Below are 26557 nucleotides of genomic sequence, written 5' to 3'. Positions count from 1 at the left end.
AAAGCGCCGAAGCGCTGTCCTTGACGTCGAACCTTCGCACATCTGCCTCGGGCATCGCCCGAGGTCTTTCTGTCCATGTGCCAAGTTACCGAAGTAACGTGACCCACAAGACAGTGAAGCTTTCACCCACATCATCGCCGAAGCTAGTGAGCCGATATGCATCCGGTCCGCCGTCGAAACGACCAAACCGCCCGCATATCCCTTCATCATCATCAATGTCAAAGAGCGCAGAAGACAAAACAAACCGAGACGCCAGTCAACCAGCGATCCCGTCCGCCTCATCTTCCAGATTTCCGAAAGCCTCAAGGCAGCACCGCCGCCTCTCAACCCCGTCACCGTCGCCGTTCCGCTTCGGTGAGGCGCTATCTAGGGAACCGCAAAAAAACCCGCAAGAGGAAAAATGACGAAGAGACGATATTTTTCCATCCGGTCGAAAACGGGCCTACATATTGTGCGCAAAAGATCCGACGCACCACATGTAGAAGAGCTTCAGGCCCGTCGCCGGAGGGTCCGCCAGAGGCGCATCGAGAGCAGCGCCACGACACCGGCCATGTAGAGGATCGGCTCGAGCGGCCAGGCCTTCACGAGGAGCAGGAAATGCAGGGCGCCCAGCAGGGCCACCGCATAGGTCAGCTTGTGGAGCCGGGTCCAGGCCGCCGCTCCCATCCGCCGGATCGCGCCGTTGTTGGAGGTGAGGGCCAGCGGGATCATGGCCGCGAAGGCGAGCATCCCCAGCGTGATATAGGGGCGCTTGGCGATGTCGGCGCCGATCTCGGCCCAGCGGAACTGCAGATCCAGCGCGAGCCAGACGGCCAGATGCAGGCAGACGTAAAAAAAGGCCAGCAGCCCCACCGCCCGCCGGAAACGGATCAGATTGATCCCCGTCCACCAGCGCAGCGGGCTGATGACGAGCCCACCCACGAGGAACTGGAGCGCGAGCTCGCCCAACCGGTGCTCGATCCCCTTCACCGGATCGACGCCGAGCCCGCCCGTGGCCGCCTGCCAGACCAGAAGCCCGAGCGGCAGGAGACCCGCCGCATAGACGAGCCCCGTCGGCACCGGGCGCAGCGCGCCATTGATCCGCTGTGCGATCATTCAGAAATCCACCGAGAGGTCCTGCCCGGCGTAGAGCTGCGCCACCTGATCGCCATAGCCGTTGAAGAGCTGCGTCTCGATCCGCGGCGCGAAGAACCCCGAGCCGATCCGCCGCTCCGACGCCTGGCTCCAGCGCGGATGATCCACCGCCGGGTTCACGTTGGAGTAGAAGCCGTATTCCCGCGCATTCTGCACGTTCCAGGAGGTGGCGGGCATCTTCTCGACCAGCGAGATCCGCACGATGCTCTTGATCGATTTGAAGCCGTATTTCCACGGCACGACCAGCCGGATCGGCGCGCCATTCTGCTTCGGCATCTCCTCGCCATAGAGGCCGGTGGCGAGAATCGTCAGCGGATGCATCGCCTCGTCGATCCGCAGCCCCTCGCGATAGGGCCAGTCGAGGATGCGCGAGCGGACGCCCGGCATCTCTTCCGGGCGGACGAGCGTCTCGAAGGCCACGAACCGGGCGCCTGGCTGGACGCCCGCCCGCTCGAGGAGGGTCCGCAGCTCGAACCCGATCCAGGGCACCACCATCGACCAGCCCTCGACGCAGCGCAGCCGGTAGATCCGCTCCTCGAGCGTCACGCCCTTCAGGATGTCGTCGAGCGGATAGGAGCCGGGACGCTCGACGAGGCCGCCGATCTCGACCGACCAGGGATCCACGGTCAGGGCGCCGGCATTCTGCGCCGGATCGCCCTTGTCGAGGCCGAATTCATAGAAGTTGTTGTAGTTCGAGATCTCCTCGAAGCTATTGGGCTTCTCGTCCGTCGAGAAGCGGCTGGCCTTCGCTTCGATCCGGGCGAAGGCGGGCCCCGCCAGCCCCAGCGCCCCCGCCCCTGCGAGGATCTGCCGCCGGTTCAGCCAATCCGCCCTGGGCGTCACATCCGACCATCCGAGCCTGCGCATCCTGTTCCTCCCTTGCCGCTTCCCTAAGGTGCATGGCGCGCGCCCGTTTTCAAAGCCTCCGCCCATCACGAAGCGGGGATGGCGCTCACGGCCGATCACGCGCGATCACGCTTCGTCCCGCCGGCTCATCCGCCGGAGCCGCCTTCTGCGTAGCCTGCAGGCCAAGCACGGCACGACCCACAGGAGGACTGGAACGATGCGCAAGACCCTTCTCGCCCTTTCGCTCGGACTGCTCGCGGCACCTGCCTTCGCCGAAACCGGAGACATCGTGGAGACCGCCACCGGCGCGGGCAGCTTCACCACGCTCCTCACCGCGGCCGAGGCCGCGGGGCTCGTCGATACGCTGAAGGGCGACGGCCCCTTCACCGTCTTCGCGCCGACGGATGCGGCCTTCGCGGCCCTGCCCGAGGGCACGGTCGAGGATCTGCTGAAGCCCGAGAACAAGGAGAAGCTGACCGAGATCCTGACCTATCACGTCGTGCCGGGCGAGGTGATGTCCTCGGATCTGACGGAAGGCATGACCGCCGAGACGGTGGAGGGCGGCGCGCTCACCGTCACGCTCGAAGGCGGCCCGAAGGTGAATGGCGTGTCGATCTCGCAGCCGGATGTGGACGCGTCGAACGGGGTGATCCATGTGATCGACGGCGTGCTGATGCCGGGCGCCTGACCGGCAGCCGCAGCAGCGCGGGCCCGCTCCGATCTGGAGCGGGCCCGTTTCTTCAGGCCATCAGTGGACCACGGCGTCCTGCGGCCGCTCGCGCCGCGACGAGGAGACCCGGTCGCCGATGATGAGCCCGTCGGCACCGGCACTGACCTGCACGACCGACCCGTCGAGCACGTCGCCCGCGAGGATCATCTCGGCCAGCGGATCCTGCAGATGGCGCTGGATCACGCGCTTCAGCGGACGCGCGCCATAGACCGGATCGTAGCCCTCGTCGGCGAGCCACTGTTTCGCCGCCGCATCGAGCTCGAGCCCGATCTTGCGGGTGGCCAGCCGCTTGCCGAGGAGCCCGAGCTGGATCTCGACGATCTGGCCCATGTCGTCTCGCGACAGGCGGTCGAAGATCACCATCTCGTCGAGCCGGTTCAGGAACTCGGGCCGGAAATGTCCGCGCACCGCCTCCATCACCGCCGCGCGGGCAGGCGCGGGATCGGCCCCTTCCGGCAGCTGGCTCAAGGCGTAGGCCCCGAGGTTCGAGGTCAGGATGATGAGCGTCTGCTTGAAGTCCACCGTCCGGCCCTGCCCGTCGGTCAGGACCCCGTCGTCGAGCACCTGCAGGAGCACGTTGAACACCTCCGGGTGAGCCTTCTCGACCTCGTCGAACAGCACGACCTGATAGGGACGGCGCCGCACGGCCTCGGTCAGCACCCCGCCCTCATCGTAGCCCACATAGCCCGGAGGCGCGCCGATCAGCCGGGCGACCGAGTGCTTCTCCATGAACTCCGACATGTCGATGCGGACCATCGCCTGGTCGTCGTCGAAGAGATATTCGGCCACCGCCTTCGTCAGCTCGGTCTTGCCGACGCCCGTCGGGCCAAGGAAGAGGAAGCTGCCCAGAGGCCGCCGCTCGTCGTTCAGCCCCGCGCGCGCCCGCCGCACGGCATTGGCCACCGCCCGCAGCGCGGCGCGCTGCCCGATCACCCGGCGGCCGAGCTCCTCCTCCATCTTGAGAAGTTTCTCGCGCTCGCCCTCGAGCATCTTCGAGGTCGGGATGCCGGTCCAGCGCTCCACGACCTCGGCGATCTGCTCCGGCCGCACGGCTTCCGAGACGAGGAGATCGCCCTCGCGCGCTTCGGCTTCCTCGAGCTTCTTCTCGATCTGAGGAATGACCCCGTAGGACAGCTCGCCTGCGCGGGCGAGGTTGCCCTCGCGCTTGACCTGCTCGAGCTCGGCCCGGGCCCGGTCCAGCTGCTCCTTCAGATCGCGTGCGGCCTCGAGCTTGTCGCGCTCGGCCTGCCACTGCGCCGTCATCTCGGCGGCGCGTTCGGTCATGCCCGAGAGTTCCTTCTCGAGCTTCGCCAGCCGGTCCTTCGACGCCGCGTCGTCCTCCTTCTTCAGCGCCTCCGCCTCGATCTGCGCTTGCAGGATCTGCCGATCCAGCGCGTCGAGTTCCTCGGGCTTCGAATCGACCTCCATCCGCAGGCGGCTCGCCGCCTCGTCCACGAGGTCGATGGCCTTGTCGGGCAGGAAGCGGTCGGTGATGTAGCGGTGCGAGAGCGTCGCCGCGGCCACGAGAGCGGCGTCTGCGATCTTCACCCCGTGGTGCAGCTCGTACTTCTCCTTGATGCCGCGCAGGATCGAGATCGTATCCTCGACCGTCGGCTCCTCGACCATCAAGGGCTGGAAGCGCCGCGCCAGCGCCGCGTCCTTCTCCACATGCTTGCGATACTCATCCAGCGTCGTAGCGCCGATGCAGTGCAGCTCGCCCCGCGCCAGCGCCGGCTTGATGAGGTTGGCCGCATCCATCGCGCCTTCGGATTTGCCCGCGCCTACCAGCGTGTGCATCTCGTCGATAAAGAGGATGATCTCGCCCGCAGCCGAGGTCACCTCGTTCAGCACGGCCTTCAGCCGCTCCTCGAACTCGCCGCGGTATTTCGCGCCCGCGATCAGCGCCCCCATGTCGAGCGACAGCAGGCGCTTGTTCTTCAGGCTCTCGGGCACGTCGCCATTCACGATGCGCAGGGCGAGGCCCTCGGCGATGGCGGTCTTGCCGACGCCGGGCTCGCCGATCAACACCGGGTTGTTCTTGGTGCGCCGGCTCAGCACCTGCATGGCGCGCCGGATCTCGTCGTCGCGGCCGATGATCGGGTCGATCTTGCCGTCCCGCGCGGCCTGCGTCAGGTCGCGGGCATATTTCTTCAGGGCGTCATAGCCTTCCTCGGCCGAGGCCGTGTCGGCGGTGCGCCCCTTGCGGATGTCGTTGATCGCGGCATTCAGCTTCTGCGCCGTCACCGCACCCGCATCCAGCGCGTCCTTGGCCTTCGACGCGACCATGGCCAGCGCCATCAGGATGCGCTCCACCGGCACGAAACTGTCGCCCGCCTTCTTCGCGAGCTTCTCCGCCTCGTCCAGCACGCGGACGAGGCCCGGGTCCATGAAGGGCTGCGCATCGCCCGACACCTTGGGCAGCTTGGCGATGGTCAGCTCGACCGTCTCGGCCACGCGCGCAGGCTCGCCGCCCGATCGGCGGATCAGGTTCGAGGCCAGCCCCTGATCGTCGTCCATCAGGGCCTTCAGCAGATGTTCGGACGCCAGCCGCTGGTGGCTTTCCCGCATCGCGATCGTCTGCGCGGCCTGAAGGAACCCGCGCGACCGCTCCGTGAACTTCTCGAGGTTCATCGGTCACTCCTCTCGTTAAGCCCCCGGCGACACCGCCCGACTGTCGGCACGGTCCATCCCGGGTCTTGATGCTCAGGTGGTCGCGGATCCGCTTGAATTCAAGGATCACGATCCGATCAAGCAGCCGTGTTTGCGCAAGTCGTGCAGTGGAACCGGACAAGGCCCAAATGGATTTATCCACAAGCCCGACCGGCTGCCCCGACCCGGAAAAAGGCCGCGACATGCGGTCATGGTCCGCAAGGGGCAAGGCCGGTTCATCCTGATCCCGACCGGCGCCTTCCGGTCAAGCGAGGAGTGTTCCGATGCGTATCCTCTCTGCCACCATCGAGCGCGCCCATTACGCGCGCGATTTCGGTCAGGTCGAGGCCACCGTCGCGCTGCTGGTCAAGGACAGCGCGCGCCCGGTGCCCTACGTCCGCCGGATCTTCACCACCGAGCCCGCCCGCGGCGGCGCCCCCCTGCGCGAACGGCTGATCGACAGCGCGAAGACCCTGTTCCTCGCGCGCTACGAGCCGCAGGTCGACCGCGCCGCCTGACGGAGGGCGGGGCTCAGCCCAAGGCCTGAAGCCCCGCCAGCGCGGCCCCGACCAGCCCGGGCTCGGGATGGAAGGCCGGCCGCAGCAGCGTCTCGGACGCGGGCCGCAGAAGCCGGTGACGGACGGCGCGATCCAGCGCCGCCACGAGGTCGCCGTCGTTCGAAAGGCCCCCGCCCACGGGGACCACCGACGGGCCGATGACATTGACCAGCATCGCAAGCGGCCCCGCCACCAGCTCGAGCCAGACCTCCACCGTCTCGGCCGCAGCCATCTCCCCTGCCCGCCAGGCCGCCAGGATCTCGCGGCTGTCGAGCCTTTGCCCACATAGGGCGAGATGCAGCCGCTCGATCCCCCGCGCGCTGCCGTAGGTGTCGACGCAGCCGCTCTGGCCGCAGCCGCAGGGCAGATGAGGCAGATCCCGTCCGAGCGGGCGCTGGTCGAGCACCGGCGCATGCCCCCATTCGCCCGCGATCCCGCCCGCCCCGGTCAGGAGCCGCCCGTCCAGCACGATCCCTCCGCCCACGCCGCTGCCGAGGATGATGCCGAACACGCTGCGGTGACCGCGCCCCACGCCCAGCAGCGCCTCCGTCAGCACGAAGCAGTCGGCATCGTTGCCGATCCAGACCGGCCGGCCGAGGGCCGCGCCGAGATCGGCGGCCAGCGCCCGGCGGTTGACAGCCGGCAAATTGGCCGCGGTGATGCGGCCCGTGTCGGGATCGACCACGCCCGCGATGGCGATGGCGAGCGACGTGGCCTCCTCCGGCATGAGGTCGCGCAGAGCCGCGACGAAGCCCGGAAAGCTCAGAGGCATCGGCCGCTCGCCCAGAGGCTCCAGGTCGTCGGGGGCGAAGGCGCGGGCGGCGCGGATGCGGGATCCGCCGATGTCGAAGGCGATGAGCATGGGCCACCGATAGCAGCCGCCGCGGCCCGACGGAATGGCCCGGCTTGACACGCAGCAGCCCTCGTCCCATCACCCGCCCGACCTCAGCAGCAAGGAGCTTCCCATGGCCGACGACCGTCTGATCGTGGCACTCGATGTGCCGAACGTCGTGCAGGGGCTGGATCTCGCGGAGCGGCTCGGCGATGCGGTCTCGTTCTACAAGATCGGCTTGGGCATGCTGACCGGCGGCGGCCTCGCGCTGGCCAACGAGCTGAAGCAGGAACGGGGCAAGCGCATCTTCCTCGACATGAAGCTCTTCGACATCGGCGCGACCGTCGAGGCCGCCGTGCGGGGCTTCGCGAGCTACGATCTCGATTTCCTGACGGTCCATGGCGATCCGCAGGTGGTGCGGGCCGCGGTGCAGGGCGCCTCGGGCAGCGGGCTGCGCATCCTCGCGGTGACGGTGCTGACCTCGCTCGACCGGGCGGATCTCGATGCGAACATGATCCGGGCGGGCGATCTGGCCGAGATCACGCTCGAGCGGGCGGCACGGGCGCTGGATGCGGGCGCGCATGGGGTGATCGCGAGCCCGCAGGAGGCGGCGGCGATCCGGGCCCTGCCGCAGGCGGCGGGGCGGCTGATCGTGACGCCGGGCGTGCGGCCCACGGGCGCCGCGCTCGGAGATCAGAAGCGGGTGGCGACCCCCGCCCGCGCGATCGCGGACGGGGCGGACCATATCGTCGTCGGCCGGCCGATCTGGCAGGCCGGGGATCCGCGGGCCGCGGCTCTCGCCGTTCAGGCAGAGCTTCCGACCCGCGGCTGAGCCGTTACTGCGCGGGCGCGGCCGGAGCGGTCGCGTCGGGCGCGGGCGTCGCCGGAGCCGCCTCGGGAGCGGGCGCGGGCTCGGCCGGCGCAGGCGTGGTGGCCTCGGGCGCAGGCGCGGTGGCCGGCGGCGGAGCGGCGGGCTCGGTCGTGGTCGTCGCGGCAGGCGGCGTGGTCATGGTCGCGTCATTCGTGGCACTCATGCCGCCGAAGAGGAACCACAGCACCAGAAGCAGCACGATGACCGCACCCACGACATACCACATGGTGCGCGAAGCCGAGCCTTCGACCGGCCGTTCGGCCGTGGTGCGGTTGTTCGGGGTCGGGTCGCGACGGTAGTCAGACATCAGATCCTCCTTCCTGTTTTCGTAAAACAGACATTTCCTTGGGATCAAAACAGGACTCGCCCCCCACGGTTCCATCGCAGCGGGAGGACGCGCGGCGGGAGAGCGGAAGCCCGCCAACCGGCCGGGAAGCTGTCGTGTGGAAGGCCGCGGCGTTGCTCTGGCAGGACTGCCCGAATGACGGCGCGGGCGGCACTCATGTCCCTCCCGGAGGTATTGGCAAGGCTGCGCAATCCCGCCACGGTGCGGGCTTTCAGACGGGCATCCGGCCACAGTCCGACATGCGGGGGCCGGCCCCGTCTTGCGCGGATCAGTTATCGTTGATGTCGCGGTCCCAGATCTTCACCGAGCCCGAGGGCAGGCCGAACATCCGGCGCAGCGCGAGCCAGACCGCGAGCGACATGAGAGCGAACAGCACGAGCAGCAGCGGCAGCCCGGCCTCGAGCCCGATCCAGATCAGAAGTCCGATGGCCACCGCGCCCACGGCGAAGCCCAGGAAGACGAAGCCCGGCACGAGGATCTCGACGATCCCGAGCAGAAGCCCCGCCACCACCCAGATCCACCAGACCGACCAGATCATGCCCGCCCCTTCAGCATCCGGAAGGCATCGGCAAAGGCATCCATCGCCGAGGCGGGCACCACGATGAGCTGCTTGGCCTCGCCCTGCCCGACGGCGGTCAGCGCCTCGACCTGCTTCAGCGCCACCTGATATTGCGCGGCCTCGATCCCGTTCTCGCGGATCGCCTCGGCGATCACGCCGGTGGCATAGGCCTCGGCATCGGCCAGCACACGGCGCGCCTTGGCCTCCTGCTCGGCGGCATAGAGCTCGGCATCGGCATTCAGCTCGACCGCGCGCTTGCGGCCCTCGGCCTCGGTCACCAGCGCCCGCCGCGCCCGCTCGGCATTCAGCTGCTGAAGCATGGCCGCACGGGTCGCATCGTCGAGATTGACGTCGAGCACCTCGGCGCGCGTCACCTCGATGCCCCAGTCATCCACCATGGCCGCGACCTGCTCGCGCACCTTCTGGATCAGGTCGGCGCGATTCGACTGCACCTGATCGAGCTCGAGCTTGCCGATCTCGCTGCGCACGATCCCGGCCACCGTGGTGGCGATGGCGGCGTCGACGTCGCGGATCCGGTAAACGGTCTTCTCGGGCTCGGTGATGCGATAGAAGACCGAGGTCTCGACCTTCACCAGCACGTTGTCGGCGGTGATCGCATCCTGCATCGCATTGGGCAGCTGCCGCTCGAGCACCGAGATCTTGTGGGCGACCACGTCGAGGAAGGGCACCACGAAGTTGATCCCCGGCCCCAGCACCGCCCGCAGCCGGCCGAACCGCTCGACCACATGTTTCTGCGACTGCGGCACGATTCGCACGCCGAGGAAGACGCAGAGGATGAGGAAGGCGGCGAGCGCCAGTAGGACGGCATTGCCGCCGATGAAATCCGCCGGGTCCATGCTGCCTCCTGACTGCTCTTCCGGCCCTTGATGCCGCGAAGGACACCGCAGCGCAAGGAGGGCGCACCTGCGCGAGGGGCGACGGTCGATCTACCGCAGCCGTCGGTCCCGCTGTATGATCCCCCCATGCCCGCCCTCTGCCGCGACTGCCTCACGCCCTTCGACGGCGGCACCCGCTGCCCCGCCTGCCGCTCGCCCCGCGTGACGGCCCATCCCGAGCTGTTCTCGCTCTCCATCGCGCACATGGACTGCGACGCCTTCTATGCCAGCGTCGAGAAGCGCGACGATCCCTCGCTCCGGGACAAGCCGCTGATCGTTGGGGGCGGCAGCCGCGGCGTCGTCTCGACCTGCTGCTACATCGCCCGGATCTCGGGCGTGCGCTCGGCCATGCCGATGTTTCAGGCGCTGAAGCTCTGCCCCGAAGCCACCGTGGTGAAGCCGCGGATCGACGTCTATGCCGGGGTCTCGCGCCAGATCCGTGCGATGATGGAGGATCTCACCCCGGCCATCGAGCCCCTGTCGCTCGACGAGGCCTTCCTCGATCTCTCGGGCACCGAGCGGCTGCATGGCGCGCCGCCAGCGGTGCTCCTCGCGCGGCTTTTGCGGCGGATGGAGGAGGAGCTCGGCATCACCGGCTCGGTCGGGCTCTCGCACAACAAGTTCCTGGCCAAGATCGCGTCCGACCTCGACAAGCCGCGCGGCTTCTCGGTGATCGGCCGCGCCGAGACGGATGCTTTCCTGCGCAAGAAGCCCGTCCGCATCATCTGGGGCGTGGGCACCGCCACCCAGAGCGCGCTGGAGCGCGCGGGCATCCGCACGATCGAGGATCTGCTGCGCTGGGAGAAGGCCGATCTCGTGGCCCGCTTCGGCCAGACGGGCGAGCGGCTGTGGCATCTGGCGCGGGGTGAGGACCGCCGCCGCGTCTCGGCCGACCATGCGCTGAAATCGGTGTCGAAGGAGACGACCTTCCACGAGGACACCGCCGATCCCGAGATCCTCGACGGCCATCTCTGGCGGCTGGCCGAGCAGGTCTCGGACAGGGCCAAGGCGCGCGGGCTCTCCGGGCGCACCGTGACGCTGAAGCTGAAGCGGACGGACTTCGCCCTCGTCACCCGCCGGCATGCGCTCGCCGGGCCCACGCAATCGGCGGACCGGATCTACCGCGAGGCGCGCGCCCTGTTCGACGGCGCGCGCACCGCCGGGCCGTTCCGGCTGATCGGCGTCGGCATCTCGGATCTGGCCGGGGCGGCCGAGGCGGACCTGACGGGCGACCTCCTCGACCCGAATGCCGGGCGGCGCATCGCCGCCGAGCGCGCGACCGACGCGATCCGCGCCCGCTTCGGCCACGACGCGATCATCAAGGGCCGGTCCCTGCGCTGAGGCTCACTCTGCCGCGAGCGGCAGGGCCGGGCGGCCGATGCCGGTGATCTCGGCCACGACCGAGGTCATGAGTGTTGCGAAGGCCGGGAACCGCGCGCTGCGCTCGATCCGCGCCTCGTCCATGTAGAGGGAGCGGTCCACCTCGACCTGCACCACATGCTGATTGCGCGAGGGGCGCCCGTAGGCCTGCGCGATATAGGCGCCTGCGAAGGGCGCGTTGCGCACGACCCGGAGACCCGCCGAGACGAAGGCCGCCTCGATCCGGTCGACCACGGTGCGCGAGGCGGCCGCGCCGAACCGGTCGCCGAGCACAACCTCGGGCGTGGGCTGGCCGGGGCGGGCGTGGGTTTCGATGGCCTCATGCGGCATGGAATGGCAATCGACCAGCACCGCCTCGTCGAAGAGCGCCTGGCTCTCGTCGATCAGCGTCCGCAGCGCCTGATGATAGGGGGTCCAGTAGCGGGCGATCCGCGCTTCGGCCTCGGCCAGCGGCATCTTGCCCCGGTAGATCGGCCGCCCGTTCGCCACCACGCGGGGAATCACCCCGAGCCCCGAGCTGACGCGCGGATTGTGCGGCGCCCGCGAGATGCCCTCGATCAGCGCCGGATCCATCTCGTCGGCCGAGCGGTTCATGTCGACATAGGCGCGCGGCACCCGGGCCATCAGCAGCGGGGCCCCCAGCCGCGGCGCGCAGGAGAAGAGCTCGTCCACGAACGCATCTTCCGATGAGCGCAGCATCCGTTCGTCGAGAATCGTGCGCCCCACCAACGAAGCCGGATAATCCCGCCCGCTGTGCGGCGAGGAAAAGATCACGGAGGTGTCGCGCCGCTCCGGGCGGATCAGCGAATAGGCTTCCGGCGTCATCTGGCTTCCTTCACCGCCCGATAGTGCTTCATTTTCTAGCTCTCCAAAACCCCTTGAACACCCCGCCGACTCTATTTATAGAGCAGCCCACCGACGGGGCGCCGCCCGGTCGACCGCCTCGCGCGGAACAGGTGTGGCGCGCATGTCAGAGTGGGCGGTTAGCTCAGCGGTAGAGCACTACGTTGACATCGTAGTGGCCACTGGTTCGATCCCAGTACCGCCCACCATTTCACCGCCCCCGGTTCGGGGGCATCGTTTTTTCAAGGCGCACGCGCGCCGCGAAAGGGAGAAGAGAGATGAAGGTTGCGAACTCGCTCCGCTCGCTCAAGCTGCGCCACCGCGACTGCCAGGTCGTGCGCCGCAAGGGCCGCGTCTATGTGATCAACAAGACGCAGAAGCGTTACAAGGCCCGCCAGGGCTGATCGCTTCGGACTTCGAGGGACAGAAAGGCCGCCCGGGACCTCCCGTGGCGGCCTTTTCCTGTCAGGCGGGCCGGAGTTGCCAGCGGCGCCGGACCGCCCTACCATTCCGGGACCGACAGAGGAGGTCCCGATGCCCCTTCCCCTCGTTCCGCTCGCGGCCTTCGCCCTGCGCACCGGCGCCGTTGCCGGCGCGGTCTGGCTCGTCCGGCGCGCGCTCGTGCCCGGCCGCACCGATCAGCGCGCCGAGGATGCGCTCGACGATCTGGGCGAGGGCCTGTCGCTGCACCGCCCGGCCGACCGCGCCCTCGAGGGCGCACGGCAGACCAACGCCGCCGGCCGCTTCCGGCGCACCCTGACCTGGGCGGGCGGGGGCGTCGAGATCGATGCGGCCTGGCTGGCCCGGCTTCGCATCCGGAGAACCTGAGCCCATGCGCCTTTACGCTTCCGCGACCTCGCCCTTCGTGCGCAAGGTCGATGTCGTGCTGCACGAGACCGGCCTGTTCGGAAAGGTCGAGCGGATCCTCTCGGGCGGCACGCCCGTCGATCCGGGCAACCTGCCGCTCGCGCTCAATCCGCTGGGCAAGATCCCGGTGCTCGCGCGGGACGACGGGCCCGCGCTCTACGACAGCCGGGTGATCTGCCGCTATCTCGACAGCGTGGCCAACGCCGGCCTCTATCCGGCGGCGCCCCGGCTCTGGGATGCGCTGACGCTGGAAGCGACGGCGGACGGCATCCTCGAGGCGGCCGTGCTGATGGTCTACGAATCCCGCATCCGCCCCGAAGAGAAGCGGCACGAGCCCTGGGTCGAGGGCCAGTGGAGCAAGATCGCCCGCGCGCTCGAGGCGGTCGAGGCCCGCTGGATGAGCCAGCTGCAGGGGCCGCTCGACATCGGCCAGATCGCCATGGGCTGCGCGCTCGACTATCTCGACTTCCGCCATGGCCCGCGCGACTGGCGCGCCGCGCGCCCGCTCCTCGCCGAGTGGGCCGGGAGTTTCAGCCAGCGCTCCTCGATGCTAGCGACCGTTCCCGTCGCCTGACCGCCACCGTCCCGGGGCCTGTCATTCACGAAGCGCGAATGACAGGCCGTTTCCCCGCGGGGGTGGATCGGCCGCTTTCGGAAGACCGGAACACGCAATCGTGACCGGGGCGGGCGAGGCTCTGCCGCGCCCTCGCGAAGCCTGCCGGAACCGAGCCCCTCCGGAAGCGCGGGCGGGCGCGTCCTTCACGAGGGTCACCGGCCCCCGCGCCTGCCGCCGTCTCGAACCCCTCCCCTGCCTGCGCCCCGACGGGCCGCACCGCTCCGGGAGACGCCGCGCACCTCCGGTCCCGCTCCCGCGCCGGAGCTGCCGATTCCCGCGGCACCGGAGGCGGCCGAAAGGGTGGCAAAAGGGCAGCAAGAGCCTGTGCCAATTGCCTGCTGCGCCTGTTTGTCCGCTGGACGCAACGCCGCATGGCAATTAGAAGGCGACAGGCAAGGCTGCGTTTGACCGCGGCCCGGTCATCTTGTGGGCCTGCAGCGGCCCGAGGAAGGGAGAAGTTCTCGTGTCCAACGCAGAAGATCACGCAGGCACTCGCAGGGATTTCCTGTATTACGCCACGGCCGGAGCCGGGGCGGTGGCCACCGGGGCCGCCGTCTGGCCGCTGATCAACCAAATGAATCCGTCGGCCGACGTGCAGGCCCTCGCCTCCATCTTCGTCGATGTGAGCTCGGTCGAGCCGGGTGTCCAGCTGACCGTCAAGTTCCTCGGCAAACCGATCTTCATCCGCCGCCGCACCGAGGCCGACATCGAGCTCGGCCGCTCCGTCCAGCTCGGCCAGCTGGTCGACACCAATGCCCGCAACGCGAACATCGACGCCGGCGCCGAGGCGACGGACCAGAACCGCACGCTGGACGAGGCCGGAGAGTGGCTGGTGATGTGGGGCGTCTGCACCCACCTCGGCTGCGTGCCGATCGGCGGCGTGTCGGGTGACTTCGGGGGCTGGTTCTGCCCCTGCCACGGATCGCACTACGACAGTGCCGGCCGTATCCGGAAGGGCCCCGCGCCCGAGAACCTGCCGATTCCGCTCGCCAAGTTCATCGACGAAACCACCATCCAGCTCGGGTAAGGAACACGCCATGTCCGGAATCCCTCACGACCATTACGAGCCGCGGACGGGCATCGAGAAGTGGCTGCACAGCCGGCTGCCGATTGTCGCGCTGGCTTATGACACCATCATGATCCCCACCCCCAGAAACCTGAACTGGATGTGGATCTGGGGCGTCGTCCTCGCCTTCTGTCTCGTGCTGCAGATCGTCACCGGCATCGTGCTTGCGATGCATTACACGCCGCATGTCGACCTGGCCTTCGCCTCGGTCGAGCACATCATGCGCAACGTGAACGGCGGCTTCATGCTGCGCTACCTGCATGCGAACGGCGCCTCGCTGTTCTTCATCGCGGTCTATCTGCACATCTTCCGCGGCCTCTACTACGGCAGCTACAAGGCGCCGCGCGAGGTCACCTGGATCGTGGGGATGCTCATCTATCTCGCGATGATGGCGACCGCCTTCATGGGCTACGTGCTGCCGTGGGGCCAGATGTCCTTCTGGGGCGCCACCGTGATCACCGGCCTCTTCGGCGCGATCCCGGGCATCGGCCATTCGATCCAGACCTGGCTGCTCGGCGGCCCGGCGGTGGACAATGCCACGCTCAACCGCTTCTTCTCGCTGCACTACCTGCTGCCCTTCGTGATCGCGGCCCTCGTGGCCATCCACATCTGGGCCTTCCACTCGACGGGCAACAACAACCCGACCGGCGTCGAAGTGCGCCGCACCTCGAAGGCGGAAGCCCAGAAGGACACGGTTCCGTTCTGGCCCTACTTCATCATCAAGGACGTCTTCGCCCTGGCCGTCGTCCTGCTGGTGTTCTTCGCCATCGTGGGCTTCATGCCGAACTACCTCGGCCACCCCGACAACTACATCGAGGCGAACCCGCTCTCGACGCCCGCGCACATCGTGCCGGAATGGTACTTCCTGCCCTTCTACGCGATCCTGCGCGCCTTCACCGCCGACGTCTGGGTGGTGCAGATCGCCAACTTCATCAGCTTCGGCATCATCGACGCCAAGTTCTTCGGCGTGCTCGCGATGTTCGGCGCGATCCTCGTGATGGCGCTGGTGCCGTGGCTCGACACCTCGCCGGTGCGGTCGGGGCGCTACCGCCCGATGTTCAAGATCTACTTCTGGCTGCTCGCGGCGGACTTCGTGATCCTGACCTGGGTCGGCGCCCAGCAGACCACCTTCCCCTACGACTGGATCTCGCTCATCGCATCGGCCTACTGGTTCGCCTACTTCCTGGTGATCCTGCCGATCCTCGGCGCGATCGAGAAGCCGGTGGCTCCGCCCGCGACCATCGAAGAAGACTTCAACGCCCACTACTCGCCGGCGACCGGCGGCACGAAAACGGTCGTGGCAGAGTAAGGGAAAGGACAGTGACGATGATCCGCAAACTCACTCTCACAGCCGCCACGGCGCTCGCCCTCTCGGGCGGCGCGGCGATGGCGGCCGGCGGCGGCCATGTCGAGGACGTGCCCTTCTCGTTCGAGGGCCCGTTCGGAACCTTCGACCAGCACCAGCTCCAGCGGGGCCTGCAGGTCTATACCGAGGTCTGCGCAGCCTGCCACGGGATGAAGTTCGTCCCGATCCGCAGCCTGTCGGAACCGGGCGGCCCCGAGCTGCCCGAGGATCAGGTCCGGGCCTATGCCACGCAGTTCACCGTGACCGACGAGGAAACGGGTGAGGACCGCGAGGGCAAGCCCACCGACCACTTCCCCCATTCGGCGCTGGAGAACGCGCCCGACCTCTCGCTCATGGCGAAGGCGCGGGCGGGCTTCCACGGCCCGATGGGCACCGGCATCAGCCAGCTCTTCAACGGCATCGGCGGGCCGGAATACATCTACTCGGTGCTGACGGGCTTCCCGGAAGAGCCGCCGAAATGCGCCGAAGGCCATGAGCCGGACGGCTTCTACTACAACCGCGCCTTCCAGAACGGTTCGGTCCCCGACACCTGCAAGGACGCGAACGGCGTGAAGACCACCGCCGGCTCGTGGATCGCCATGCCGCCTCCGCTCATGGACGATCTGGTGGAATATGCCGACGGCCACGACGCCAGCGTTCATGCGATGGCAGAAGACGTCTCGGCCTTCCTGATGTGGGCGGCCGAACCGAAGCTGATGGCCCGCAAGCAGGCCGGCTTCACCGCCGTCATGTTCCTGACCGTGCTGTCGGTGCTGCTCTACCTCACGAACAAGCGGCTCTGGGCCGGCGTGAAGGGCAAGAAGAAGACGAACGTCTGATCCCCGGGATCGATGAGGACAGGCCCCGCTTCGGCGGGGCCTTTTCCGTTCAGGGGCCGAGGTAGGCGCGGAGTGCCGGCGGCGGATCGGCAAAAAGCGCCGCCGTCGGCTGCGGCGCCTCGGCCCGACCGTCCGCCACGAGGATGGTGCGGTGGGCGAAGCGGCGCGCATCCTCGGGGTCGTGCGTGACCATCAGCACCGTGGCCCCGGTCTCGGCCGCGATCTCGGAGACGAGCGCCAGCATCTCGGCCTTGAGCGCGGGCCCGAGCGCGGCGAAGGGCTCGTCGAGGAGCAGGATCGGCCGCGCCCGCAGGAGCGCCCGGGCGAGCGCCGCCCGCCCCTGCTGCCCTCCCGAGAGCCGCCCCGGCTTCGCCTCCCCGAGACCCGCAAGACCCACACGCTCCAGCGCCTCGGCGATCCGCGCGCGGTCTCCGGCCGCAAGCCGCAGGGCGGGCGAGATCCCGAGCCCCAGATTTTCACGCAGCGTGAGATGCGGGAAGAGATTCTGGTCCTGAAACAGAAGGCTCACCTGCCGCTCGCCGGGACCGAGCGGGCCGAGATCCCGGCCCTGCCAGAGGATGCGCCCCTCGGCCGGGGCGAGGAAGCCCGCGATCGCCATGAGGAGCGTGGACTTGCCCCCGCCCGACGGCCCGATCACCGCGATCCGCTCGCCCGCGCAGGCCGTGGCATCGGCGCGGAGCGTGAAATCGCCCTGCCGGATCAGCAGGCGGTCAAGATGCAGCATGGCGGCCTCCGCGGTCGAAGATCCAGAAGAGGGCGAAGCTCGTGAGCACCAGAAGCAGCGCCGCCCCCGCCGCCTCTTCCAGCCGGTAGGCACCCATCAGCCGCTGGACGAGAAGCGGCAGCGTGGCGCCCCCCTCGGCGGCAAAGAGCGCGATGACGCCCAGATCCCCCATCGCCAGCGCCGACGCCACGCCCAGAGCGAAGCCCAGCGGACGGCGCAGCCGCGGCAGCGTGAGCCAGCGCAGCCGCGCCATGCCGCCAAGGCCCAGAGCCGCGGCGAGCCGGCCGTAATCGGCCTCAAGCGCGCGCGCCTCGGGTGCGAGGATGCGATAGGCGAAGGGCAGCGTGAGCGTGGCATTGACGAGCATCGTCACCGGCAGCGCGACCAGCGTCGGATTGAGGACGGGATGGACAGCAAGGAACAGCCCGGTGCCGAGGACGAGCGAGGAGGCGGCGAGCGGCAGGGTCGCCACCAGCCCGAAGCGGGGGCCCGCCAGCGCCAGCACCAGCGCGCCGGTCACCGAGAGGGCGGCCGAGGGCAGTGCCACCGCGAGCGACCGGCCCGCCGCGGCCCAGACATCGGACGGCAGATGGAGAAGCCCCGGCGCCCCGCGCGCGGCGACCATGCCGAGCGGCAGAAGGAGGAAAGCCGCGGCCAGCGCCAGCGCCAAGCCGTCCGCCCCGCGCCGCCAGCCCCCCGGCGCGAGGGGCACAGGCGCGCGGTCGAGCCCTGCGCCGAAGGCCGAGGGCAGCGACAGGGCGCCAGTGGCCAGCACCGCTGCCCCGCAGAGTGCGAATTGCAGCGCAGCCAGCAGCGCCGCGCGGCCCAGGTCGAACTCGAACCGCAGGGCCTGATAGATCGCAAGCTCCACCGTCGTGGCCCGCGGGCCGCCGCCCAGCGTCAGGGCCACGGCGAAGCTCGACAGGCAGATCACGAAGACCACCAGCGCCACGCCCGGCACCACCGCCCGCAGCATCGGCCATTCCAGATGCCGCGCCACATCGGCCGGCCGGAAGCCGAGCGCGGCCGCCAGCCGGAAACGCTCGGACGGGATCGCGAGCCAGCCCTGCAGGATCAGCCGGACGGCGAAGGGCATGTTGAAGAAGACATGGGCCAGCACGACACCGTGGAGCCCGTAGATCGAAAGCGCGGGCAGGCCCACGGCCTCGAGCCCCCGGTTCAGCAGCCCCGCCCGGCCGAAAACCGCGATCAGCCCAAGGACCGCCACGATCACCGGCAGCAGGAAGGGCGCGCCCAGCAGCGCGATCATCAGTCGACGGCCGGGGAAGCTGCGGCGGGCGAGCGCGCGGGCCACCGGCACCGCCAGCAGAACCGAGACCACCGCAGACAGTGCCGCCTGCAGGACGGTGAAGCGCACTGCCGCCCAATCGGCCGGACCGAGCGCGCCGCCGCCCGCCCGCGCCATCACGAGCGCGAGCGGGCCCAGCGTCAGCGCGGCCAGCGCCGCGGCGACGATCAGCGCGCCAGCGCGTCTTGCCATTCGGCCAGAGCCTCGGGCCGGAGGGCGAGCGCCTCGTCAGCCGACAGCAGAAGCGAGGTCTCGGGCTGCACCAGCGTCTCGAACCCCTCGGGCAGGCCCGCGGCGGGCAGCTTCGCCGGATACATCCAGTTCGTCGTGGGCAGCACCGACTGCACCGGCTCCTCCAGCAGGAAGGCCATGAAGCGGTCGGCCAGCTCCGGCTGGTCGGTCGCGGCCAGCTTGCCCGCCACCTCGACCTGCAGATAGTGCCCCTCGCGGAAGGCGGCCGCAGTCTTGGTATCGTCCTCCTCAGCGATCAGATGGTAGGCGGGCGAGGTGGTGTAGCTCAGCACCATGTCGGCCTCGCCCTCCATGAAGAGGCCGTAGGCCTCGGACCAGCCGGGCGTCACCGTCACGATATTGTCGGCGAGCCCCTCCCAGATCTCGGGCGCGCGGTCGCCGTAGGCCGCCTCCACCCACATCAGAAGGCCCAGACCCGGGGTCGAGCTGCGCGGATCCTGGATGACGATCTTGGAGTCCGACGCCGCCAGCTCCTCGAACGAGGCCGGCACATCTTCCATCCTGCGGTCATGGACGAAGGCGAACCAGCCCCAGTCGAAGGGCAGGAACACCGGATCCTCCCAGGCCACCGGCAGATCGAGCGGCGTGCTCACGCCGTGCGGAGCGAAGAGGCCGGTCGCGGCCGCCGCCGCCGTGAGGTTCGTGTCGAGCCCCAGAACCACATCGGCCTCGCTCCGCGCGCCCTCGAGCTGGAGCCGCGCCAGAAGCGCCGCCCCGTCGCCCGCGGCGACGAAGCGCAGGTCGCAGGCGCAGGTCTCCTCGAAGGCTTTCTCGACCGCGGGGCCAGGACCCCATTCCGAGGTGAAGCTGTCGTAGGTCAGCACCGTCAGCACGGGCGTCTCGGCCGCGGCCGTTCCCGCAGCCAGCGCAACACAGGAAGCAACGATCGGAAGTCTCATCTCATCCTCCTCTTCGACGCGGAACGGAACGGGATGAGGAGCCATGCACCTTCCCTCCGCCGGTCCTAACCGGGTCAGGTTCAACGGGTTCGCGCGCAGCGTCTCAGCCCTTGCGGGCACCCCGAGGTGGGACAGACCATAGCGGGGCGGCCCGCCGCCGCAACAGGAAAGCCGCGCCCTGCGCCAGAATCCGGTTCCCCGACGGGCGCATCTGCCCTATGGCTCGGCCAAACGGGGACGAACGTCATGAGCTACAACACTTTCGGCCACATCTTCCGCGTCACCACCTGGGGCGAGAGCCATGGGCCCGCGCTCGGCGCGACGGTGGATGGCTGCCCGCCCGGCGTCGCGATCGAGGCCGAGGCGATCCAGCACTGGCTCGACCGCCGGAAGCCCGGCCAGAACCGCTTCACCACCCAGCGGCAGGAGCCGGATGCGGTCAGGATACTGTCGGGCACCTTCGAGGGCCGCTCGACCGGCACGCCGATCCAGCTCATGATCGAGAACACCGACCAGCGGTCGAAGGACTATGGCGAGATCGCCCGGAGCTTCCGGCCGGGTCATGCCGACATCGCCTATCACTGGAAATACGGGCTGCGCGACTATCGCGGGGGCGGGCGCTCCTCGGCGCGCGAGACGGCGGCGCGGGTCGCGGCGGGCGGTGTCGCCCGGGCGGCGCTGGCGGCCTTGGTTCCCGGCCTGCGGATCGAGGGCTACATGGTCCAGATCGGGCCGCATGCTATCGACCGCGCCCGGTTCGACGCGGACGAGATCGAGCGCAACCCCTTCTGGTGCCCCGATCCCGATACGGCCGCGCTCTGGGCCGACTATCTCGACGGACTGCGCAAGGCGCACGATTCGGTGGGCGCCATCGTCGAGGTGCGGGCCTCGGGCGTGCCGGCAGGGCTCGGCGCGCCGATCTACGGCAAGCTCGACAGCGACCTCGCCGCGGCCATGATGACGATCAACGCGGTGAAGGGTGTCGAGATCGGCGAGGGGATGGCCGCGGCCTGCCTCACCGGCAGCGCCAATGCCGACGAAATCCGCATGGGCCCCGAGGGCCCCGAGTTCCTGACCAACCATGCGGGCGGCATCCTCGGCGGCATCTCGACCGGGCAGGATGTGGTGGTGCGCTTTGCGGTGAAGCCCACCTCCTCGATCCTGACCCCGCGCCGCTCGGTCACGACCGACGGGCGCGAGGTGGAGGTGGTGACGAAGGGCCGCCACGATCCCTGCGTGGGCATCCGCGCGGTGCCGGTGGGCGAGGCGATGATGGCCTGCGTGCTGCTCGACCATCTGCTGCTCGACCGCGGCCAGACCGGCGGCCTGCGCGGGACGATCGGCTAGCGCCGGGCGGCTTCGGGCACGCGCGAGAGCTGCACGGCGAGAATCCCGGCCGCGATCACGACGACGCCGGCCACGTCCCAGATCCCCATCCGCTCGCCCAGAAGCACCGCCGCCACGGCCACGCCGAAGAACGGGTTGAGGAAATGGAAGGTCGCGCCGCGGACGGCGCCGATCCGGCCGACGAGCAGGAACCAGACCCAGGTGGCGAGCAGCCCCGGCACCAGTGTGGTGTAGGCGAAGGCCGCCACGAGGCTGCCGCTCCACTGCACCTCGAGCGGGGTCTCGGTCAGCAGCGCCGCGGGCGCCAGCGCGGCCGAACCCACCAGCATCTGCAGACCCACGATCATCAGGAGGTTGCCGCCGGACGAGGCGACCCGCACCGTCAGCGTGGCCGCCGTCAGCGCGATCACGCCCGCGACGCAGAGGAGAAAGCCCAGGGCATCCTCGCCGCCCGACAGCCGCGTGCCCATGATGAGCGCCACGCCTGCCATCCCGGCCAGAAGCCCCAGCGCCGTGACGGGCCTCAGCCGCTCGTGCAGGAAGATCCAGCCCGCCAGCGCCACGAGGAGCGGCATCGTGGAGGCGACGATGGCGGCGAAACTCGCGCTCACCCAGCGCATCGCGACGAAATTGAGCCCGAGATACAAGGCGTTCTGGCAGAGACCGAAGATCACCACGCCGCGCCACTGCGCAGGGCTGAGCCGCGCCGACTGTCCCAGCGCCGCGCCGAGGGCGAGCGCGATCAGGCCCGAGCAGAGGAAGCGCAGCGAGAGCGCGCTGAGGGGCGGCGCCTGCGCCACGATGATGCGCGCCGAAGCGAAGGCCGAGGACCACATGAAGGCAAAGGCGAGGCCCATGCCGATGCTGCGCAGATCCATCCGGTCCCTCCCATGAAAAAGGGCCGCCGGATGGCGACCCTCGAACGGCTGCCGTGCCGGATCGCCGGCTCAGGCGTTCACGCTGTCCTTCAGCGCCTTGGCGATGGTGAATTTCACCTGCTTGTCGGCGGCCTTGGTCACCTGCTCGCCGGTGGCCGGATTGCGCACCTGACGCTCGGGGCGCTCGCGGCAGACGACCTTGCCGAGGCCCGGCAGCGTCACGGCACCGCCGGCGGCCACTTCACGGGCGACGATCGAGGCGATCGCATCGAGGGCCGCGTTGGCCGTCTTCTTGTCCGAGCCCATCTCGTCAGCAAGGGTCGCGACGAGCTGCGTCTTGGTCATCGGTTTCGACATGAGAGTCTCCTGGTCTTGCCCCGCTGGACGCGGGGTCTGTTCCTGCCTCTGGGGGCGAATTCAAGGGCTACACCTTGTTTTGCAGCATAAAGCAAGCCCTATTCCCGGCTTGCCGCCGCGTCAACTCACTACAGGAACGCCGTTTCCTCAAAGCTGCGCAGCTTTCGGCTGTGGATGCGCTCGATCGGTGTCTCGCGCAACATTTCCATGGCGCGAATTCCGATCCTGAGGTGCCGCGCCACCTGGGTCCGGTAGAAATCGCTGGCCATGCCCGGCAGTTTCAATTCCCCGTGCAGCGGCTTGTCGGACACGCAGAGGAGGGTTCCGTAGGGCACGCGGAAGCGGAAGCCGTTCGCCGCGATGGTCGCGCTCTCCATGTCGAGCGCCACGGCGCGGCTCTGGCTCAGCCGCTGGACCGGGCCCGACTGGTCGCGCAGTTCCCAGTTGCGGTTGTCGATGGTGGCCACCGTGCCCGTCCGCATGATGCGCTTGAGCTCGTAGCCCTGCAGCTGCGTCACCTCCTCGACCGCATCCTCGAGCGCGATCTGGATCTCGGCCAGCGCCGGGATCGGCACCCAGACCGGCAGATCGTCGTCTAGCACATGGTCTTCGCGCAGATAGGCATGGGCCAGCACGAAATCCCCGAGGCTCTGCGAGTTCCGCAGGCCCGCGCAATGGCCCACCATCAGCCAGGCGTGCGGGCGCAGCACCGCGATATGGTCGGTCGCGGTCTTGGCGTTCGAGGGGCCGACTCCGATGTTGACCAGCGTGATCCCTTGCCCGTCCGGCCGCTTGAGGTGATAGGTGGGCATCTGCGGCAGGCGCGGCAGCAGCGCAAGCGGGGTCTCGGGATCGGTGATCTCCTGATCGCCGGGGCCCACGAAGGCGCTGTAGCCCGAGGCGGGATCGGCCAGCGCCGCCCGCCCGATCGCCTCGAACTCGTCCACATAGAACTGGTAGTTGGTGAACAGGACGTGGTTCTGGAAATGACGCGGGTTCGTGGCCGTGTAATGGGTGAGCCGCGCGAGCGAATAATCCACCCGCTGCGCGGTGAAGGGCGCGAGCGGCTTCGAGCCGTCGGAGTTGCTGAGGCGGCTGCCGTTCACGATATCGTCGTTGGTGGTCGAGAGGTCGGGCACGTCGAACACGTCGCGGAGCGGATAGGACAGCACCCCCTCCTGCGGCACCGAGACGGACGGGTCGTTCGCCACCGCGAAATGCACGGGCATCGGCGTGGCCGAGACGCCGATCTCGACCGGTACTCCGTGGTTCTGCATCAGGAGGTCGATCTGCTGGATCAGGTAGTTGCGGAACAGGTCGGGCCGCGTCACCGTCGTGGAATAGGAGCCCGGCTCGGCCACATGGCCGAAGCTCAGCCGGCTGTCCGCGCGGGTGAAGCTCGTCGTCGTGAGCCGGATCTCGGGATAATAGGCACGCACCCGCCCGCCCGGCTGGCCCCCGGTGGCCGAGGCGCTGAAATGGCCCGACAGGAAGCGGGTCGACCGGATGTAGATCTCTTCCAGCCGGTCCACCGCCCGCGCGGGATCGGTGAAGGTCTCGCGGTCCGGCACCTCCGGGACGAGAAGAGGAAGGGGCGCGTCGCTCACGGGTCTGTCTCCTGTCGCTGCCTGCCGAGAGGATGCGCAGGCTCGCGGGCGGGGATCAAGCCTCCGCGGACGCGGCTTGGGGCGCGGCAGGCTCGCCCCTTGCAGCGGCGCTGCGGCGCGGGGATAGTGACGGCATGAAGACGCTTCTTTCCCTCGGGCACGGCTATTCCGCGCAGGCTCTGGCCCACCGCCTCCTGCCGCAGGGCTGGACGGTGATCGGCACCACGCGGAGCGCCGCCAAGGCCGCGGAGCTCGAGGCCGGCGGTATCGAGCCGCTCCTCTGGCCGGGCGATCTCGGGCCCGCGCTGGCGCGGGCCAGCCATATCCTCGCCTCGGCCGCGCCGGGGCGCGAGGGCGATCCGTTCCTCGCCACCCATGGCGCAGAGCTGGCAAGGGCCGACGCGCGCTGGGTGGGCTATCTCTCCACCACCGGCGTCTATGGCGACCACGCCGGCGGCTGGGTCGACGAGGACACGCCCCTCACCCCCTCGACGGAGCGGGGGCAGGCGCGGGTTCAAGCCGAGCGGCAATGGCAGGCGCTGGGGCTGCCGCTCCACATCTTCCGCCTCGCGGGAATCTACGGCCCCGGCCGCGGCCCGTTCGAGAAGGTCCGCGACGGCACCGCCCGGCGGATCGTGAAGCCGGGGCAGGTCTTCAGCCGCATTCATGTGGCGGATATCGCGCAGGTGCTCGAAGCCTCGATGCAGCATCCCGAGCCGGGCGCGATCTACAACGTCTGCGACGACGATCCCGCCCCGCCCGAGGATGTGCTGGGCTATGCCGCCGAGCTGCTCGGCCTGCCGCCTCCGCCCGAAGTGCCCTACGACGAGGCGGAGATGACGCCGATGGCGCGCAGCTTCTATGCGGAATCGAAGCGGGTGCGGAACGACCGGATCAAGGCGCGCCTGGGCATCGCGCTTCTCCACCCCGACTACCGCTCGGGCCTGCGCTCCCTGCTCGCCGGCGGCGACTGAGGCGCCCGCACGGCCTCAGGGGAACCCGGGCGCCGCGCGCAGGATGCCGGTCTCGCGGCCGCGCCAGTTCGTCTGGATCGCATCGAGCCGCTTGCGCGCCGCCGGATGCGCCGGATCGAGAAGCCCGTGCCGCACGAGCAGGGCGGCGATGGCCGCCTCCGAGGCGCGGGTCGAGCCGTCCACGATCTTCAGCGCGATCCCCAGCCGCTTCTCGGGGACGATGGCCACGAAGACCGCTTCGGCGCCGGTCTTGATCGCGGCGCGCCCGCCCATGGCCCGCATGAGTTCGGTGCAGGCGCGGCCCTCGCCCGCCACGAGCTCGGGATGGGCGATCATCGCCTCGACGAGCCGCGCCGCCGACCGCTCGCGAACGCCCCCGCCGGTGGAGGCCCCGGCAAAGAAGGCCATGGCGCGCGCCAGCCCCGCCACCGTGGTCGCGAAGTTCGGCGCCGAGCAGCCGTCGATCCCGTAGCCCGGGCTCGCCTCGTCCGTCACCTCCTCGAAGGCCGTCCGCACCGCCTGCTGCACCGGATGGTCGATCTCCACATACTCCGGCCCGGCCTTCAGATGCTGCGAGAGCATCAGGAAGCCCGCATGTTTGCCCGAGCAGTTGTTGTGGATCTGGCAGGGCTCCTCATACGCCCGGATCAGCCGGTCCCGCTCGGCCGTGTCGGCGGGCATATGGGCGCCGCAGCGCAGATCCGCCTCGCAGAGGCCCAGATCCGTCAGCCAGCGCCCGACGTGCCCGGTATGAAGCTCTGCCCCCTGATGGCTCGCACAGGCCAGCGCCAGACGCTGGGACGACAGCCCCGCCCCGGCCCCGCTCTCCAGAAGCGGCAGGGCCTGCATCATCTTGCAGGACGACCGCGGGAAGATCACCGTCCCGGGATCGCCCCAGGCCTCGACCAGCCCGCCATCCGCGCTCCACACGGCGGCATGTCCCGTGTGCCAGCTTTCCAGAAGCCCGCCGCGCCAGAGCTCCACCATCCTCGCCGGATCCGTCATGACATCCCCTCACAGCTGCGCGATTTTGTGCCCAAGAGGCCTTTTGTCCGGCGCAATGCTTGCGCTAAGAAGCGTTATCGGGTTGAAACGGCCTGCGCTACTCAAAAAGGTCGCCACAAGGCGGCGTGGGGCGGGCAGAGGCACTGACAGCTGGAGGCTGTGAACGATGAGAACCACGAAGGGGCGCCTGCTTCCGGCGGCGGCGATTGTCCTCGCCTGTCTCGCGACGGGTGCGGCCGCTCAGGAATCCACGAACCGGGTCGCGACCAAGACGGACTGGAGCGTGTTCGCCGAAAGCTCTCCCAAGGAATGCTGGGGCGTCTCGAGCCCGAAGCAGACCCAGGCCACGCGGGATGGCAAGGCCGTCGACGTGCGCCGCGGCGACATCCTGCTGTTCGTGACCTACCGTCCGGGCTCGGGCGCCAAGGGCGAAATCTCCTTCACCGGCGGCTATCCGTTCGCCCCGGGCTCGACCGTCAACGTCGACATCGGCGGCACCAAGTTCGAGCTTTTCACCGACGGGGAATGGGCCTGGCCCGCGAATGCGCAGGACGATGCCTCGCTGCTCGCGTCGATGAAACGCGGCAGCACCGCCGTCCTGACCGCCCGCTCGGCCCGCGGAACCCAGACCAAGGACACGTTCTCGCTTTCGGGCTTCACCGCCGCAATGTCCGACGCCGAGACGCGCTGCAAGTAAGTGCGTCTGCGAAAGGGCGGTCCGCGCCGCCCCTGACCTGCCCCGGCCCTGCCGGGGCCTTGTCATTTGCGGGACCCGGGTTCCGTTTCCGTCCCGAATCCCCTATATGAT

At 69.2% G+C, this 26557-nt stretch carries 28 protein-coding genes, 1 tRNA gene and 1 riboswitch; of the genes, 14 read left to right on the top strand and 15 right to left on the bottom strand.

Annotated elements, in window-relative coordinates:
• Positions 1-489 precede the first annotated feature (489 nt).
• Entirely contained in the window at positions 490-1095 is a 606-nt protein-coding gene (gene msrQ / locus RSP_RS15440; RefSeq protein WP_011338940.1) for a protein-methionine-sulfoxide reductase heme-binding subunit MsrQ, read from the bottom strand.
• Positions 1096-2001 carry a protein-methionine-sulfoxide reductase catalytic subunit MsrP gene (msrP, locus tag RSP_RS15435; protein ID WP_011338939.1) on the bottom strand — a complete coding sequence of 302 codons (906 nt, stop codon included), beginning with the start codon at positions 1999-2001 and terminating at the stop codon, positions 1096-1098.
• Positions 2002-2197: 196 nt separating this feature from the next.
• Between msrP and RSP_RS15430 the strand changes: the two genes are divergently transcribed.
• Positions 2198-2668 (top strand): fasciclin domain-containing protein, encoded by a 471-nt coding sequence (locus RSP_RS15430; RefSeq protein WP_011338938.1) that lies wholly within the window; start codon positions 2198-2200, stop codon positions 2666-2668.
• A gap of 60 nt (positions 2669-2728) precedes the next feature.
• Here RSP_RS15430 and clpB read toward each other — a convergent pair whose 3' ends face one another.
• The gene (clpB, locus tag RSP_RS15425) at positions 2729-5341 is read right to left on the bottom strand and encodes an ATP-dependent chaperone ClpB (protein ID WP_011338937.1); all 2613 of its coding nucleotides are present in this window, start codon (positions 5339-5341) and stop codon (positions 2729-2731) included.
• Between the two features lie 302 nt (positions 5342-5643).
• Between clpB and RSP_RS15420 the strand changes: the two genes are divergently transcribed.
• Positions 5644-5877, top strand: a complete 234-nt coding sequence (locus RSP_RS15420) for a hypothetical protein (RefSeq protein WP_011338936.1) — start codon at positions 5644-5646, stop codon at positions 5875-5877.
• 13 nt (positions 5878-5890) lie between these two features.
• On the opposite strand, the gene RSP_RS15415 is transcribed toward RSP_RS15420, so the two are convergent.
• Entirely contained in the window at positions 5891-6778 is an 888-nt protein-coding gene (locus RSP_RS15415) for an ROK family protein (RefSeq protein ID WP_011338935.1), read from the bottom strand.
• Between the two features lie 103 nt (positions 6779-6881).
• Between RSP_RS15415 and pyrF the strand changes: the two genes are divergently transcribed.
• Positions 6882-7580, top strand: a complete 699-nt coding sequence (gene pyrF / locus RSP_RS15410; protein ID WP_017140020.1) for an orotidine-5'-phosphate decarboxylase — start codon at positions 6882-6884, stop codon at positions 7578-7580.
• A 4-nt stretch (positions 7581-7584) separates the two neighbouring features.
• On the opposite strand, the gene RSP_RS15405 is transcribed toward pyrF, so the two are convergent.
• From RSP_RS15405 to RSP_RS15395, 3 genes are all read right to left on the bottom strand, one after another.
• Complete coding sequence (locus tag RSP_RS15405; protein WP_011338933.1) at positions 7585-7926, bottom strand: hypothetical protein; 342 nt, start codon at positions 7924-7926, stop codon at positions 7585-7587.
• Positions 7927-8233: 307 nt separating this feature from the next.
• Entirely contained in the window at positions 8234-8503 is a 270-nt protein-coding gene (locus RSP_RS15400; RefSeq protein WP_009563435.1) for an NfeD family protein, read from the bottom strand.
• The gene (locus tag RSP_RS15395) at positions 8500-9381 is read right to left on the bottom strand and encodes an SPFH domain-containing protein (protein WP_002722023.1); all 882 of its coding nucleotides are present in this window, start codon (positions 9379-9381) and stop codon (positions 8500-8502) included. Before RSP_RS15395 ends, RSP_RS15400 begins: the two co-directional genes overlap by 4 nt.
• Before the next feature lie 126 nt (positions 9382-9507).
• Here RSP_RS15395 and RSP_RS15390 point away from each other — a divergent pair, with 126 nt between their 5' ends.
• Positions 9508-10761, top strand: a complete 1254-nt coding sequence (locus tag RSP_RS15390; RefSeq protein ID WP_011840148.1) for a DNA polymerase IV — start codon at positions 9508-9510, stop codon at positions 10759-10761.
• A gap of 3 nt (positions 10762-10764) precedes the next feature.
• Here RSP_RS15390 and RSP_RS15385 read toward each other — a convergent pair whose 3' ends face one another.
• Positions 10765-11625: an N-formylglutamate amidohydrolase gene (locus RSP_RS15385; protein ID WP_011338931.1), complete on the bottom strand. Its 861-nt coding sequence runs from the start codon at positions 11623-11625 to the stop codon at positions 10765-10767.
• A gap of 152 nt (positions 11626-11777) precedes the next feature.
• Between RSP_RS15385 and RSP_RS15380 the strand changes: the two genes are divergently transcribed.
• The 7 genes from RSP_RS15380 to petC all read left to right on the top strand — a co-directional run bounded on the left by RSP_RS15380 (position 11778) and on the right by petC (position 16376).
• Positions 11778-11852: transfer RNA gene (locus tag RSP_RS15380), tRNA-Val, on the top strand.
• A 69-nt stretch (positions 11853-11921) separates the two neighbouring features.
• A complete protein-coding gene (gene ykgO / locus RSP_RS15375; protein ID WP_002722020.1) occupies positions 11922-12047 on the top strand; it encodes a type B 50S ribosomal protein L36 in 126 nt (41 codons plus the stop codon).
• A 130-nt stretch (positions 12048-12177) separates the two neighbouring features.
• On the top strand, positions 12178-12471 hold the full coding sequence (locus RSP_RS15370) for a hypothetical protein (RefSeq protein WP_002722013.1): 294 nt from the start codon (positions 12178-12180) through the stop codon (positions 12469-12471).
• 4 nt (positions 12472-12475) lie between these two features.
• Complete coding sequence (locus tag RSP_RS15365) at positions 12476-13084, top strand: glutathione S-transferase (protein ID WP_011338930.1); 609 nt, start codon at positions 12476-12478, stop codon at positions 13082-13084.
• A 505-nt stretch (positions 13085-13589) separates the two neighbouring features.
• Positions 13590-14153 (top strand): ubiquinol-cytochrome c reductase iron-sulfur subunit, encoded by a 564-nt coding sequence (gene petA / locus RSP_RS15360; RefSeq protein WP_002722009.1) that lies wholly within the window; start codon positions 13590-13592, stop codon positions 14151-14153.
• 10 nt (positions 14154-14163) lie between these two features.
• On the top strand, positions 14164-15501 hold the full coding sequence (gene petB, locus RSP_RS15355) for a cytochrome b (RefSeq protein WP_002722007.1): 1338 nt from the start codon (positions 14164-14166) through the stop codon (positions 15499-15501).
• 17 nt (positions 15502-15518) lie between these two features.
• The gene (gene petC / locus RSP_RS15350) at positions 15519-16376 is read left to right on the top strand and encodes a cytochrome c1 (protein ID WP_002722004.1); all 858 of its coding nucleotides are present in this window, start codon (positions 15519-15521) and stop codon (positions 16374-16376) included.
• A 49-nt stretch (positions 16377-16425) separates the two neighbouring features.
• Here the strand turns inward: petC and RSP_RS15345 are convergent, their stop codons facing one another.
• The 3 genes from RSP_RS15345 to thiB are packed head-to-tail and all read right to left on the bottom strand — an operon-like array spanning position 16426 to position 19581.
• On the bottom strand, positions 16426-17121 hold the full coding sequence (locus tag RSP_RS15345; protein ID WP_011338929.1) for a thiamine ABC transporter ATP-binding protein: 696 nt from the start codon (positions 17119-17121) through the stop codon (positions 16426-16428).
• On the bottom strand, positions 17108-18622 hold the full coding sequence (locus RSP_RS15340) for a thiamine/thiamine pyrophosphate ABC transporter permease ThiP (RefSeq protein ID WP_011338928.1): 1515 nt from the start codon (positions 18620-18622) through the stop codon (positions 17108-17110). Before RSP_RS15340 ends, RSP_RS15345 begins: the two co-directional genes overlap by 14 nt.
• The gene (gene thiB, locus RSP_RS15335) at positions 18598-19581 is read right to left on the bottom strand and encodes a thiamine ABC transporter substrate binding subunit (protein WP_017140019.1); all 984 of its coding nucleotides are present in this window, start codon (positions 19579-19581) and stop codon (positions 18598-18600) included. Before thiB ends, RSP_RS15340 begins: the two co-directional genes overlap by 25 nt.
• A 34-nt stretch (positions 19582-19615) precedes the next feature.
• Positions 19616-19715, bottom strand: a riboswitch (TPP riboswitch).
• 112 nt (positions 19716-19827) lie between these two features.
• Here thiB and aroC point away from each other — a divergent pair.
• Positions 19828-20928, top strand: a complete 1101-nt coding sequence (aroC, locus tag RSP_RS15330; RefSeq protein ID WP_002721996.1) for a chorismate synthase — start codon at positions 19828-19830, stop codon at positions 20926-20928.
• On the opposite strand, the gene RSP_RS15325 is transcribed toward aroC, so the two are convergent.
• The 3 genes from RSP_RS15325 to RSP_RS15315 form a co-directional block, all read right to left on the bottom strand.
• Positions 20925-21806 carry a DMT family transporter gene (locus RSP_RS15325; RefSeq protein WP_011338926.1) on the bottom strand — a complete coding sequence of 294 codons (882 nt, stop codon included), beginning with the start codon at positions 21804-21806 and terminating at the stop codon, positions 20925-20927. The genes aroC and RSP_RS15325 overlap by 4 nt on opposite strands.
• Before the next feature lie 69 nt (positions 21807-21875).
• On the bottom strand, positions 21876-22163 hold the full coding sequence (locus RSP_RS15320; protein ID WP_002721993.1) for an HU family DNA-binding protein: 288 nt from the start codon (positions 22161-22163) through the stop codon (positions 21876-21878).
• A 128-nt stretch (positions 22164-22291) separates the two neighbouring features.
• Positions 22292-23770, bottom strand: coding sequence for an AMP nucleosidase (locus RSP_RS15315; protein WP_002721991.1), 1479 nt, complete (start codon positions 23768-23770; stop codon positions 22292-22294).
• 134 nt (positions 23771-23904) lie between these two features.
• Here RSP_RS15315 and RSP_RS15310 point away from each other — a divergent pair, with 134 nt between their 5' ends.
• Positions 23905-24744 carry an SDR family oxidoreductase gene (locus tag RSP_RS15310; protein WP_011338925.1) on the top strand — a complete coding sequence of 280 codons (840 nt, stop codon included), beginning with the start codon at positions 23905-23907 and terminating at the stop codon, positions 24742-24744.
• Positions 24745-24759: 15 nt separating this feature from the next.
• Here RSP_RS15310 and RSP_RS15305 read toward each other — a convergent pair whose 3' ends face one another.
• Complete coding sequence (locus tag RSP_RS15305; protein ID WP_011338924.1) at positions 24760-25749, bottom strand: asparaginase; 990 nt, start codon at positions 25747-25749, stop codon at positions 24760-24762.
• 166 nt (positions 25750-25915) lie between these two features.
• Here RSP_RS15305 and RSP_RS15300 point away from each other — a divergent pair, with 166 nt between their 5' ends.
• Positions 25916-26446 (top strand): invasion associated locus B family protein, encoded by a 531-nt coding sequence (locus tag RSP_RS15300; RefSeq protein ID WP_002721985.1) that lies wholly within the window; start codon positions 25916-25918, stop codon positions 26444-26446.
• Positions 26447-26557 lie beyond the last annotated feature (111 nt).

It is taken from the genome of Cereibacter sphaeroides 2.4.1, assembly GCF_000012905.2.
Taxonomy (GTDB): domain Bacteria; phylum Pseudomonadota; class Alphaproteobacteria; order Rhodobacterales; family Rhodobacteraceae; genus Cereibacter_A; species Cereibacter_A sphaeroides.
This window is presented reverse-complemented; position numbering and strand designations above follow the sequence as displayed.

Excerpts from the sequence above, each read along its gene's own strand:
- msrQ (WP_011338940.1), bottom strand. The coding sequence starts at position 1,095 with ATGATCGCACAGCGGATCAATGGCGCGCTGCGCCCGGTGCCGACGGGG.
- msrP (WP_011338939.1), bottom strand. The coding sequence starts at position 2,001 with ATGCGCAGGCTCGGATGGTCGGATGTGACGCCCAGGGCGGATTGGCTG.
- RSP_RS15430 (WP_011338938.1), top strand. The coding sequence starts at position 2,198 with ATGCGCAAGACCCTTCTCGCCCTTTCGCTCGGACTGCTCGCGGCACCT.
- clpB (WP_011338937.1), bottom strand. The coding sequence starts at position 5,341 with ATGAACCTCGAGAAGTTCACGGAGCGGTCGCGCGGGTTCCTTCAGGCC.
- RSP_RS15420 (WP_011338936.1), top strand. The coding sequence starts at position 5,644 with ATGCGTATCCTCTCTGCCACCATCGAGCGCGCCCATTACGCGCGCGAT.
- RSP_RS15415 (WP_011338935.1), bottom strand. The coding sequence starts at position 6,778 with ATGCTCATCGCCTTCGACATCGGCGGATCCCGCATCCGCGCCGCCCGC.
- pyrF (WP_017140020.1), top strand. The coding sequence starts at position 6,882 with ATGGCCGACGACCGTCTGATCGTGGCACTCGATGTGCCGAACGTCGTG.
- RSP_RS15405 (WP_011338933.1), bottom strand. The coding sequence starts at position 7,926 with ATGTCTGACTACCGTCGCGACCCGACCCCGAACAACCGCACCACGGCC.
- RSP_RS15400 (WP_009563435.1), bottom strand. The coding sequence starts at position 8,503 with ATGATCTGGTCGGTCTGGTGGATCTGGGTGGTGGCGGGGCTTCTGCTC.
- RSP_RS15395 (WP_002722023.1), bottom strand. The coding sequence starts at position 9,381 with ATGGACCCGGCGGATTTCATCGGCGGCAATGCCGTCCTACTGGCGCTC.
- RSP_RS15390 (WP_011840148.1), top strand. The coding sequence starts at position 9,508 with ATGCCCGCCCTCTGCCGCGACTGCCTCACGCCCTTCGACGGCGGCACC.
- RSP_RS15385 (WP_011338931.1), bottom strand. The coding sequence starts at position 11,625 with ATGACGCCGGAAGCCTATTCGCTGATCCGCCCGGAGCGGCGCGACACC.
- ykgO (WP_002722020.1), top strand. The coding sequence starts at position 11,922 with ATGAAGGTTGCGAACTCGCTCCGCTCGCTCAAGCTGCGCCACCGCGAC.
- RSP_RS15370 (WP_002722013.1), top strand. The coding sequence starts at position 12,178 with ATGCCCCTTCCCCTCGTTCCGCTCGCGGCCTTCGCCCTGCGCACCGGC.
- RSP_RS15365 (WP_011338930.1), top strand. The coding sequence starts at position 12,476 with ATGCGCCTTTACGCTTCCGCGACCTCGCCCTTCGTGCGCAAGGTCGAT.
- petB (WP_002722007.1), top strand. The coding sequence starts at position 14,164 with ATGTCCGGAATCCCTCACGACCATTACGAGCCGCGGACGGGCATCGAG.
- petC (WP_002722004.1), top strand. The coding sequence starts at position 15,519 with ATGATCCGCAAACTCACTCTCACAGCCGCCACGGCGCTCGCCCTCTCG.
- RSP_RS15345 (WP_011338929.1), bottom strand. The coding sequence starts at position 17,121 with ATGCTGCATCTTGACCGCCTGCTGATCCGGCAGGGCGATTTCACGCTC.
- RSP_RS15340 (WP_011338928.1), bottom strand. The coding sequence starts at position 18,622 with ATGGCAAGACGCGCTGGCGCGCTGATCGTCGCCGCGGCGCTGGCCGCG.
- thiB (WP_017140019.1), bottom strand. The coding sequence starts at position 19,581 with ATGAGACTTCCGATCGTTGCTTCCTGTGTTGCGCTGGCTGCGGGAACG.
- aroC (WP_002721996.1), top strand. The coding sequence starts at position 19,828 with ATGAGCTACAACACTTTCGGCCACATCTTCCGCGTCACCACCTGGGGC.
- RSP_RS15325 (WP_011338926.1), bottom strand. The coding sequence starts at position 21,806 with ATGGATCTGCGCAGCATCGGCATGGGCCTCGCCTTTGCCTTCATGTGG.
- RSP_RS15320 (WP_002721993.1), bottom strand. The coding sequence starts at position 22,163 with ATGTCGAAACCGATGACCAAGACGCAGCTCGTCGCGACCCTTGCTGAC.
- RSP_RS15310 (WP_011338925.1), top strand. The coding sequence starts at position 23,905 with ATGAAGACGCTTCTTTCCCTCGGGCACGGCTATTCCGCGCAGGCTCTG.
- RSP_RS15305 (WP_011338924.1), bottom strand. The coding sequence starts at position 25,749 with ATGACGGATCCGGCGAGGATGGTGGAGCTCTGGCGCGGCGGGCTTCTG.
- RSP_RS15300 (WP_002721985.1), top strand. The coding sequence starts at position 25,916 with ATGAGAACCACGAAGGGGCGCCTGCTTCCGGCGGCGGCGATTGTCCTC.